Source organism: Streptomyces sp. NPDC000345 (assembly GCF_042898825.1).
Taxonomy (GTDB): domain Bacteria; phylum Actinomycetota; class Actinomycetes; order Streptomycetales; family Streptomycetaceae; genus Streptomyces.
Genome location: NZ_JBIAZE010000009.1, coordinates 382,189 through 391,478, shown reverse-complemented (window position 1 = coordinate 391,478; position 9,290 = coordinate 382,189). Strand labels below are relative to the sequence as shown.

9 protein-coding genes are annotated in these 9,290 nt (G+C 72.5%); 3 read left to right on the top strand and 6 right to left on the bottom strand.

Annotation, left to right across the window (positions count from 1 at the left end):
* Positions 1-164 precede the first annotated feature (164 nt).
* Together ACFY30_RS23875 and ACFY30_RS23870 are read right to left on the bottom strand one after the other, a co-directional pair.
* The gene (locus ACFY30_RS23875) at positions 165-596 is read right to left on the bottom strand and encodes an ester cyclase (protein ID WP_390847169.1); all 432 of its coding nucleotides are present in this window, start codon (positions 594-596) and stop codon (positions 165-167) included.
* Positions 597-692: 96 nt separating this feature from the next.
* Entirely contained in the window at positions 693-1,022 is a 330-nt protein-coding gene (locus ACFY30_RS23870; RefSeq protein WP_390847168.1) for a hypothetical protein, read from the bottom strand.
* A gap of 6 nt (positions 1,023-1,028) precedes the next feature.
* Between ACFY30_RS23870 and ACFY30_RS23865 the strand changes: the two genes are divergently transcribed.
* Positions 1,029-1,205, top strand: a complete 177-nt coding sequence (locus tag ACFY30_RS23865; RefSeq protein WP_390847180.1) for a phospholipase D-like domain-containing protein — start codon at positions 1,029-1,031, stop codon at positions 1,203-1,205.
* Between the two features lie 123 nt (positions 1,206-1,328).
* The gene (locus tag ACFY30_RS23860; RefSeq protein ID WP_390847167.1) at positions 1,329-1,805 is read left to right on the top strand and encodes a hypothetical protein; all 477 of its coding nucleotides are present in this window, start codon (positions 1,329-1,331) and stop codon (positions 1,803-1,805) included.
* Positions 1,806-1,882: 77 nt separating this feature from the next.
* Here the strand turns inward: ACFY30_RS23860 and ACFY30_RS23855 are convergent, their stop codons facing one another.
* Positions 1,883-3,226 (bottom strand): polysaccharide lyase family 1 protein, encoded by a 1,344-nt coding sequence (locus ACFY30_RS23855; RefSeq protein WP_390847166.1) that lies wholly within the window; start codon positions 3,224-3,226, stop codon positions 1,883-1,885.
* A 193-nt stretch (positions 3,227-3,419) separates the two neighbouring features.
* On the opposite strand from ACFY30_RS23855, the gene ACFY30_RS23850 reads away from it, so the two are divergent.
* The gene (locus tag ACFY30_RS23850) at positions 3,420-5,888 is read left to right on the top strand and encodes an FG-GAP repeat domain-containing protein (protein ID WP_390847165.1); all 2,469 of its coding nucleotides are present in this window, start codon (positions 3,420-3,422) and stop codon (positions 5,886-5,888) included.
* A 39-nt stretch (positions 5,889-5,927) separates the two neighbouring features.
* Here ACFY30_RS23850 and ACFY30_RS23845 read toward each other — a convergent pair whose 3' ends face one another.
* From ACFY30_RS23845 to ACFY30_RS23835, 3 genes are read right to left on the bottom strand one after another with little or no spacing between them, the layout of a single operon-like run.
* Positions 5,928-7,757 (bottom strand): carbohydrate-binding domain-containing protein, encoded by a 1,830-nt coding sequence (locus ACFY30_RS23845; RefSeq protein ID WP_390847164.1) that lies wholly within the window; start codon positions 7,755-7,757, stop codon positions 5,928-5,930.
* The gene (locus tag ACFY30_RS23840) at positions 7,754-8,545 is read right to left on the bottom strand and encodes a VTC domain-containing protein (protein WP_390847163.1); all 792 of its coding nucleotides are present in this window, start codon (positions 8,543-8,545) and stop codon (positions 7,754-7,756) included. The genes ACFY30_RS23845 and ACFY30_RS23840 overlap by 4 nt, the downstream gene beginning before the upstream one ends.
* Positions 8,542-9,144: a DUF4956 domain-containing protein gene (locus tag ACFY30_RS23835; RefSeq protein ID WP_390847162.1), complete on the bottom strand. Its 603-nt coding sequence runs from the start codon at positions 9,142-9,144 to the stop codon at positions 8,542-8,544. The genes ACFY30_RS23840 and ACFY30_RS23835 overlap by 4 nt, the downstream gene beginning before the upstream one ends.
* Between the last annotated feature and the right edge of the window lie 146 nt (positions 9,145-9,290).

The following is a 9,290-nucleotide window of genomic DNA, read 5'->3' as shown; positions in this document are numbered from 1 at the left end:
CCGCCCCCCGCCCCCCCGCGCCCGGCGGCGCGCTTCCGCGGGCCCCGGGGGCGCCCCCGGGGGGGGTATGGGGGGGCGCGGGGGGGGGGCCGGGCGGGGCCCCCCCCCCCCCCCGGCCCCCCGCCCCTTTCCCACGGACACACCGGGTGACCCGGCCCTCGCGGTCAGCGCTGGAGCTGCTCGGTCAGACCCAGCTGGCTCATGATGGCGCCGGTGTCCAGATAGGCACGGCCCTCCCTGATCTTGCCGTCCTTGACCTCGTAGATGTCGCACGCGTGCACCGTGACGTGACGGCCTGTGGCGGGCAGGGTGCCCGCGTGCAGGACCAGGTCTCCGGTCTGGGTCCCGTTGCCCGTGTACTCGACGACGACCGTGTCCCCCTGGGACGTGAGGTGGTCGAGGGTGAACCTGCCGTCGGGCATGGCATCGAACATGGCCTTCGCCAGCCGGGTGAAGCCCTCCGGGCCCTGCAGGGTCCTTCCGCTGCCCTCCTCGATGAGGGTGCAGTCGGGAGCCACGGCCCCGGCGATACGGTCGTAGTCCCGGTCGTTCCACGCCTCGAAGAGATCGCGGACGAAGGTTTCGTTGTCAGCCATGGGTACCTCCGTTGAGGGAACGTCCCTTTCCTCCATGCTGACCCGCTAAGTCCGACCGTGCATGCGCAGCGGGTGGCGGGACGGCCGGGCGCCCCCTCAACTCCCCTTCGCGGCACCGCTGTCGGACCGGCGGGGCATGAGCAGATACGCGGCCACGGCCAGGGCGAGCGGGAGAAGGCTCACGACCAGCATGGTGAGCCTCAGACCGTTGGTGAAGTCCAGCCCGAGAGCCAGTCCGGACTGCCTGAGCAGGTTCGGGTCGTATCCGGCGGTGCCGGGACTGTGCGCCATCGCGCTGCGCGTCGCGTCCACGGCCTCCTGGGCGTCGGTCACGGACATCCCCCGCGCCTCGGCGTCGTTGAGCCACTGCTGCTGGAAGAAGAGGTCGAGCAACAGGGCGTCGGCGCCGTCACCGACCTGCTGCACGCCTAGCTGATCGCGGCAGACCGGCACACAGCGCTGCTGGGCAGCGCCAACCTCACTGACCGGGCGTTGTCCGACAACATCGAACTCGGTGTGGTGCTGCGTGATCCGTACCTGGTGGAGCCGCTCGTGGACCATTTCCGCTGGTTGCTGACTCCTGAGAACGAGGTCATGAGGCTCGCGTGACCCGTCCCGAACCGGCGGCAGGCCGCATGGAGGGGCGCCGATCGGCCCGCGGAAAACGCTGGTGGCCGGGAATCGAGCATCCTGGGCCACCGTTGTTTTGCGCCGACCCTTATGGTTTCCGCCATGGCAGTCCCCGAGGTCATACCGATCGCCTACGCACCGAGGCAGCGCACCGAGTCCATCGGCCGGTACGCGCACGGTCAGTTCCTCGCGTCGGTCACCTACGCCTTCCCCGAGGGGTTCGCCCTCGACGACGGCTGGGAAGAGCACAAACGGCTCTACACCGTGCTGCACCTCTTCGACGCCGACGGCCACCACCGCGACTCGGAGATCTGGTGTGCCGGCACCTGGGCCGAGCAGATACGCAACCCGCACGGCGACGACTCGGTCCTCACCCGGGCCCGCGTCCATCTGGCGACCCTGCTGCGCAGCCTCCCGCGCCGGTCCTACACGGACATCGCGATCCGGCCGTTCCGGCTCGTCGTCGAAGGCGTGCGGTTCGGTCTCGTGGTGCGCGAGGACGAGGGCGAGTCCTGGGCCGAGCTCTACCCGGACCGCCTCGCCTTCGCCGAGCCGTGGGACGGCACCTACGACACCTGAGAGGGGGCGCGAGGGCCGGGGGCTCGTGGTCACCCGGCCCTCGCGCGTCTGGTGGGCCGCCCGCGCCCGTGCGGGTGCTACTTGAGCACGCCCGCGCCGGTCGTCGTCGGCAGCGACGTGGGCAGGTTCTTCGCCGAGGACTCCAGGCCCGCCGTCAGGGCCGGCGTCCAGTTGACCGTCGTCTTCAGGTCCTTGGAGGAGGCCGCGTTGTACGCGGCGACGAGGTCGGTCACCGTGCCGTTGACGAGGTTGCCGGAGCCCAGGACCGCGCCGGTGCCGTCGCCGCTGAGCAGCTTGGCGACCTTCCCGCCCGACGGGACCTTCCAGTAGTTGTTCTCGGCGACGACCTGGGCCTTGGCGCGGGAGTTGATGCTGTACTGCACCGCGTAGCCGTTGAGGGTCGTGACGTCGTAGTAGTTGTTGTAGATGTGGACCTGGCCGACGCGGGCCAGCGGGGCGCGCTGGACGATGCCCTTCCAGACGTTGTGGTGGAGGGAGACGCGCAGCTTGCCGGCGGGCTCGCTGTCGCTGCTGCCGATCAGCATCGTCTTGTCGTGGTTGGTGAACTGGTTGCGCGAGACGGTCACCAGGTCGGAGCTCTTGGTGATGTCGAGGGCGCCGTCGTGGATCTGGTACTCGCGGCCGAAGTACGTGGGGTTGGCGCTGTCCAGGTGGGGCGCGTCGGTGAAGGTGTTGTGGTCGGCCCAGACGTGGGTGGCGCCGCGCAGGGTGACCGAGTCGTAGTTGGAGTTCCAGTTGCCGTCGTCGCCGTCGGTCGGGTCCCACTGCGGGAAGCAGTCCTCGGTGCCGGAGAAGGCCAGGTTGCGGACGATGACGTTGTCCACGTTCTGGATCTGGAGCATGCCGCCGGTGAGGCCGGCGCCGGTGCCGGGCACGCCCACGATCGTGGTGTTGGCGGGCACCTTGAAGACGATGTTCTTCGCCTGCTTGGTCTGGGCGGCGGCGCGGGCCTTCTCCTGGGTGCCGGCGGGCAGCTTGGAGGTGCCGTACGTGGCGGGGTCGTAGGCCTTCAGGTACGCCGACAGCGAGTAACCCGTGCCGGACGCGTAGTCGGCGCAGGTCAGCTTCTTGCCCGAGTCGTCGGTGTTGGCGTCGATCGTGCCCTTGACCTTGATGATCCGGGGGGTGGTGTCGGACGCCGAACCCAGCGCCTTCACGAGCTCGGCGCGGGTGGAGACGGTGAAGGTGTGCGCGGCGTCGGCCTTGGTGCCACCGGTCGTGCCCGTGCCGGAGGAGGCCCAGCCGTCCTTGGCGGCGAGCGTCTGGTGGTACAGGTCCACGGTCCCGGCGTTCGCGTTCATCACGACGACCCCGGCGCCGACACCGGCCGCCACGACGGCGGCGGAGACGACGAGGGTGCGGCGGGTGCGGAGGGACCGGCGGTGGGAGGGAGCTGCCACGGGGGATCCTTACGGGGAGGAGCGGGCTTACGTCCTGTCAGTGGCCGCCGGGGCGTGAAGAGTTGCCGCGAACCGAAAGTTTTTCCGCCCGTCCCGTCCGCCACGCGATCGAACACCTTCACGATTCCCTCACGGGCCGCTTAAGGTGCCCATCGGGGGGCGAACGCCCCTACGGGGAGGGGAATCCACACACATGGGCCGATCAGCCCTGCCGTCGCGCCGTCGCGCCGCGGCCACCGCACTCGTCACCGTCTCGCTCGTCCTCGCGGGCGCCGCGCTGCCCGCCGCTCCGGCCGCCGCGGCGACCGCGCTGCCGCCGTGGACGGGCCCGGCGACGCTCCACAGCGACAAGTCCCAGGTCCAGGACGTCGTCGTCACCAAGGACGGCACCGCCGTGGCCGTCTGGACCGAGAACCGCACCGGCAACCTCTACTCGGCCACGCGCCCCGCGAACGGCGACACCTGGACCAAGCAGGTCGCGGTCGCCGACGTCGTCGGCGAGGCACGTCTCGCGGCACGGCCGGACGGATCGGTCGCCCTGCTGTGGACCACCACCGAGCACGTCGCCTCCGCCACCCTGGGCGCCGGGCAGTCCGCCTGGTCGCAGCCCACGGTGATCGCCACGGACCCGAGCACGGCTTTCGAGTCCCCCGACCTCGCCGTGGGGCCCGGCGGGACGCTCGCCGCCGTGTGGAGCCAGCGGGTGTGGCGGACCGGCAGGAGCGAGGCGTACGCCGCCACCCTCGTCGCGCAGGACAGCTGGTCCACACCGGCGCAGGTCAGCAATGCCGCCACATACGCGGGTGTCTCCGGTTACGGGACCGTCGGGCACCCGCGGATCGCGTACGACGGGCAGGGCGGGCTCGTCGTGTCGTACTGGATGGCCGTGAACTCCCAGTACTACCGGGTGATGACCAACACCAGGCCGTTCGACACCTACGTCTGGCCGACCCCGCAGGAGATCACCGCCTCCCGGAAGCCGCCCGCGCTGGCCTCCGCCCCGGACGGCTCGGTGCATCTGGTGTGGCAGGACGCGAACGGCACCTTCCAGAGCGTGCGCCGCGCCGACGCGGCCTCGGCATGGAGTGCGCCGCAGACGGCCGCCACCGCCGTCGGCGACCCGGCCGAGGTTCCGGAGCCGCTGGTGGGAGCCGACGGCGATGTCACCCTCGTCTGGACCGACCGGGCCACGGGCGCCGACGACGTGCGGACCACCACGTACGACAGTTCCGCCGGCGCGTGGTCGGCGCCGAAGACCCTGTCCGCCGGGGAGGCGCAGTACACCTCGGACACCTCCATCGCCCCGGACGGCTCGGTCCACGCCCTGTGGCCGGAGCTCGACGCCGGCGGGCAGACCGAGTCCCTGTGGGAGGCCACCCTCGCCGACGGCTCGTGGACGTCCGCCCGTCGGGTGGGCGGCGGCAAGAGCGTGCGGGGCGAGATCGCCGCGAACGCCGCCGGTGCCGCCACCGCCGTCTGGGGGCCGGCGTCCACCATCTCCGCCGACACGGACGTGATGGCCGCCCGCACCGCCTGGCCCACGCTGAAGGTGACGGACCAGACCGTCCCGGCCGGCGTGCCCCTCAAGGGCACCACCTCCTCCAGCGCCGCCTGGAAGCCGGTCTGGACGACGAACTCCGCCGTCGCCTCCTGGACGCTCACCCTCACCGACACCGCCGGCAGGACCGTGCGCACCCTCACCGGCGGCGCCGGCCCCGCGACCGGCTCCACCACCGTCGCCCCGGTCTGGAACGGCCGGACCAGCACCGGCGCCATAGCCGTCAACGGCCGGCTCACCTGGACGCTGAAGGCCGTGCAGTGGGGCTCGGGCACCCCGTCGGCCCTGGGGACCGGCACCGTGACGGTGACCGGCGGCACCCCGGCCTTCCGTGACTTCGGCGGCCACGAGGTCACCCCGGACGGCCTCGGCGACCTGCTCCAGCTTGAGTCCTCGGGCAGGATCCAGTGGGACCTCGGCACCGGCTCCGGGGATCTGGAGACGGGCGCGTCGGCCACGGGCTGGTCGACGAGCATCAAGGCGGTGCCGTTCGGCGACCTGAACGGCGAACGCTGCAACGACGTCCTCGTCCGCGTCGGCGACGCCCTGCGCGCGTACCGGCCGGCCTGCGGGAGCGCGCCGAAGCCTTCCACGACGTACAAGACGATCTCCCAGACCGGCTGGAAGCAGTACGACGTCCTCACCTACCCCGGTGACGTGACCAAGGACGGCCGCCCCGACCTGATCGCCCGCAACGCCTCCACCGGCGCGGTGTACCTCTACAAGGGCACCAGCACCGCCACCCTGTCCGCGCGCGTGAAGCTGTACGACAACTGGAAGACGTACAAGAAGGTCGTGGGCGCCGGGGACCTCAACGGCGACGGCATCGGCGACCTGATCGCGCAGGACACGTCGAACAACCTGTACCGGTACTACGGCAAGGGCAACGGCACCTTCTCCGCGCGGACGAAGATCTTCTCCAACTGGGGCTCCTCGTACAACGTGGTGGTCGGCGTCGGCGACATCAACCGGGACGGCAGGACCGACCTGATCGCGCGCGACACCGCGGGCAGCCTCTACCGCCAGCTGGGCGACGGCAGGGGGTCGTACGGCAGCCGCGTCAAGATCGGCGGCGGCTTCGGGCAGTACAAGGGGCTGTTCTGACCGCCCCCGCATGAGCCCGGGCCGGGCCGGGGACCGTGGTCAGCCGCGGTCCCCGCCCGGTCCGTTGCCGAACCCGCCGCCCTCCGGGGCGACCCCGGCCGTGACCGTCGCGATCTCCTGCGCCGAGCCGAGCGTGCCGGCCTTCGCGGCGAGGCCGCCCGTGCCGTCGCCGGCGGGCGCCGAACCGCCCGAGAAGATCCGGTACGTCTCGCCGGACTTGATCGCGGACGACGAGTGGACGACGTTCTGGATCTGCTTGGCGGTGACGTACGTGGCGACGACCTCGCCGTCGGCGTCGACGACGTGCAGGGTCGTGCCCGCCGGGACGGAGGAGTCAAGGGTCGCCGACAGCCAGCCCTGCCCGGACTCCTCGTCGGGGGCGACGGCCATGCCCGCGCTGCCCGCGGCGAGCAGCGTGCCCCCGCTGACGGTGAAACTCCCGTTGACGTCGAGGGCGCCGTTGCCGCCCTGCTGGGGCCCGTTGACGACGACCGTGCCGCCGGTGATCTCTGCCGTGCCGTTGGAGTCCAGCCCGTCGCCCTCGGAGTCGACGAGCAGGGTGCCGCCGGTGACGGTCAGCCTGTAGTCGCCGACGCTCTCGCCGCCGCCCCCGCCGCCGGGGCCGCCCCGGCCCTGTTCCGACGTCCCGCTGCCGCCCGAGGCGTTGATGCCGTCGTCGCTCGAGACGATCGACACCGAGCCGCCGCCCACGACGATGTCGAATCCCTCCAGGCCCTCTTCGGCCTTGGTGACCTTCACCGTGCCGTCGTCGATGACGAGGTCCCCCTCCGCGTGCACCCCGTCGCCCCCGCTCGCGGCGGTGACGGTGGCCCCGGCGAAGTGGACGGCGCCGTCGCTGTGCACGGCGTCGTCGGAGGCGTCGACCTCGACGGTGCCGCCCTCCAGCACGCCGACGACCCCGGCCTTCAGGCCCTTCGCCGAGGCGTCGTCGGCGGGCTGCGAGCCGCTTCCGCCGCCGCTGCCCACGGTCAGCCGCCCGCCGGTGACGACGAGGTCGGTCGCCGCGTCGATGCCGTCGCCCTGCGCGGTGACGTCGACCGCGCCACCGGCCACGGACACGTATCCGGAGTCCCCGTCGTCCTCGTTGTCGGCCTTGAGGCCGTCGCCGCCGGCGTCGACGGTGATCTCGCCGTCCTCGACGACCAGGTAGTCCTTGCCCCGTATGCCGTCGTCGGCGGCGCTGACGCGCACCGTCCCGGAGGCGACGACCAGCCCGTCCTCGCTCGCGATCCCGTCGTCGCCGTTGCCCTTCACGGTGAGCGCGCCGCCGCCCCCGACGGTCAGGTCCCCGGCGCTGAACAGGGCCGCGTGCGCGTCGGCGTCGTCGGCGTAGGAGCCGGCGTCGGAGAGGGTGTTCGCCGAGCCGTCGGCGAGGACGACGACGAGGGCGTCCACCTCGGTGGCGGCCACGGCCGCGCCGGTGGAGCTGGAGATCCTCGCCCCGTCGAGGATCAGCTTCACGGTGGCGTCGGGCGCGTCCACGACGATCTGGCCGTCGGTGAGCGTGCCGCCGATCCGGTAGGTGCCCCCGGCGGTGACGGTCACGGTCGACCCGTCCGCCTTCGCCCCTTCCCCCCGCACGATGGCGGAGTCCCCGTCGAGCGCGATGTCCACGGCGTCGGCGGAGTCCTCGGTGGTGTCGGCGTGGTGGGCCTTCTCGTTCGCGGCCAGGACGGTGGCGGCGCTCTGGGCGCCGTCCACGGCGGAGCCCGCGCCGGCCGATGCCGAGGCGGCGCCGCCCGCTTCCCCGGAGCCGGACGCGGAGCATCCGGCCAGCGCCGCGGAGGCCAGGGCGGTGGAGGCGAGGGCTGCGGTCAGCTTCCGCCGTACCGTGCTTCTGAGGCTCATGCGGGGCTCCCGTCGAGGGCGGTGGGGACGTGGCGCCGCAGGACCGGCAGCCAGCGGTGAGCGGGGAGTTCGGGGCGCAGCGCGGCCAGGCCGGTGCCGTACTTGGAGACCGTGCAGGGCCGGTGGCCCAGCGACCACAGCAGCCGGTCGGCGCCGGAACCGGCCCGCCCGGCCTTCGTCTCGACGACGGCCCGGCCGGGGACGCCCAGCACCCGGGACCCGTCGGGCAGCGCCCAGACCAGTGCGGTGTCGACGGTCACGCGGCTGCCGTCGCCGGGCAGGAGCAGGGTGGTGCGGCGGTACGTCGTCGTCAGCGCGGGCCGGAGGCAAAAGCCGCGGGAGTCGATGCGGGCGGAGGCGAGGACGGTGTCGACGAAGGCGCGGGCGTGGCCGTCGAGAAGGCGGTCGCCGGCGGCGTGCGGAATCCGCTGCTTGACCGTGGTCCCGCGCGGTCCGCGTGTCTTGACCTCCAGGAAGTCGAGCCCGGAGTCGAGATAGCTGCGCACCCGCACCTTGAATCGGCGCCGGCGGCCGCGGGCGGCGCCCAGGTAGGCGTCGAGGTCCGGGGTGTCGTGGTAGAGGGACCGGTAGCCGAAGTCCCGCGCCCCGTCGATCTCCAGGACCCGTACGTCGGTGCCGAGGCCGCCGAGCAGGAAGGGCAGGTCGGCGAGCGGCAGGACGTACTTGCGGTCCAGGCGGGTGAGCAGTTCGGCGCGGTCGACGAGTTCGCCGAGGCCGACGGGGCGCAGGGCGCCGACGGCGGTGCCGAGGGAGTCGAGGGCGGTCACGCCCGCACCCCCGGCCGCCGCGCGGCCTCCGTCGCCGGGGCCGGCGCCCTGCCGTCCCCGAGCACGTACCGGACCTCGACCTGGGTGGTGTCGTTGACGAGGTCGACGGCCTTGACCGACAGGTTCACCACCCGCCCGCCGAGCAGCGCTTCGAGATGGGCGCGCAGGGCGGCCTCGTCGGTGTGCGCGGAGTCCAGCCGCAAGCTGCGGGTGCGGTGCCGGGCGAACAGGCGCGGGTGGTCGGCGATGTAGAGCGTGCCGACGAGCAGGACCGTCAGGGCGACGGGCAGCGCGGACGTCTCCTCGGGGATGCCGTTGAGCAGGCCGATGGCGAGGGCCGCGAAGTAGTAGGCGATCTCGTGCTGCGCGATCTCGTAGGACCGCAGCCGGATGATCGACAGCACCCCGAACAGGCCCATCCCGAGCCCGATCCCGACGGCCGCCTGGCTCAGCGTCACCGCGACGGCGAGCACCCCTACGTTGATGCCGAGGAACGCGGTGACGAGGTCCCTGCGGTGATGGCGCGGGAAGTAGACGGCGAAGGCCAGAACGGAGATGGCGGCCAGGTCCGTGGCGACGAGGAGCGGTCGGATGCTCATCCCCCGACGATCGGGGCGCCACCTGTGAACGCCCTTTGGGCTTCGTTAAGCGACTTTGAGAACCACGGGCAAACGACGGGGAACCTGCCGGCAAAGCACGGGACAGGCCCTGCCGGCCGGGGCGGGTACGGCTCACTCGTCCGACG

What these genes read in the sequence shown, in the direction of transcription:
- ACFY30_RS23875 (WP_390847169.1), bottom strand. Translation starts at nt 596, where the DNA reads ATGGCTGACAACGAAACCTTCGTCCGCGATCTCTTCGAGGCGTGGAAC.
- ACFY30_RS23860 (WP_390847167.1), top strand. Translation starts at nt 1,329, where the DNA reads ATGGCAGTCCCCGAGGTCATACCGATCGCCTACGCACCGAGGCAGCGC.
- ACFY30_RS23850 (WP_390847165.1), top strand. Translation starts at nt 3,420, where the DNA reads ATGGGCCGATCAGCCCTGCCGTCGCGCCGTCGCGCCGCGGCCACCGCA.
- ACFY30_RS23845 (WP_390847164.1), bottom strand. Translation starts at nt 7,757, where the DNA reads ATGAGCCTCAGAAGCACGGTACGGCGGAAGCTGACCGCAGCCCTCGCC.
- ACFY30_RS23835 (WP_390847162.1), bottom strand. Translation starts at nt 9,144, where the DNA reads ATGAGCATCCGACCGCTCCTCGTCGCCACGGACCTGGCCGCCATCTCC.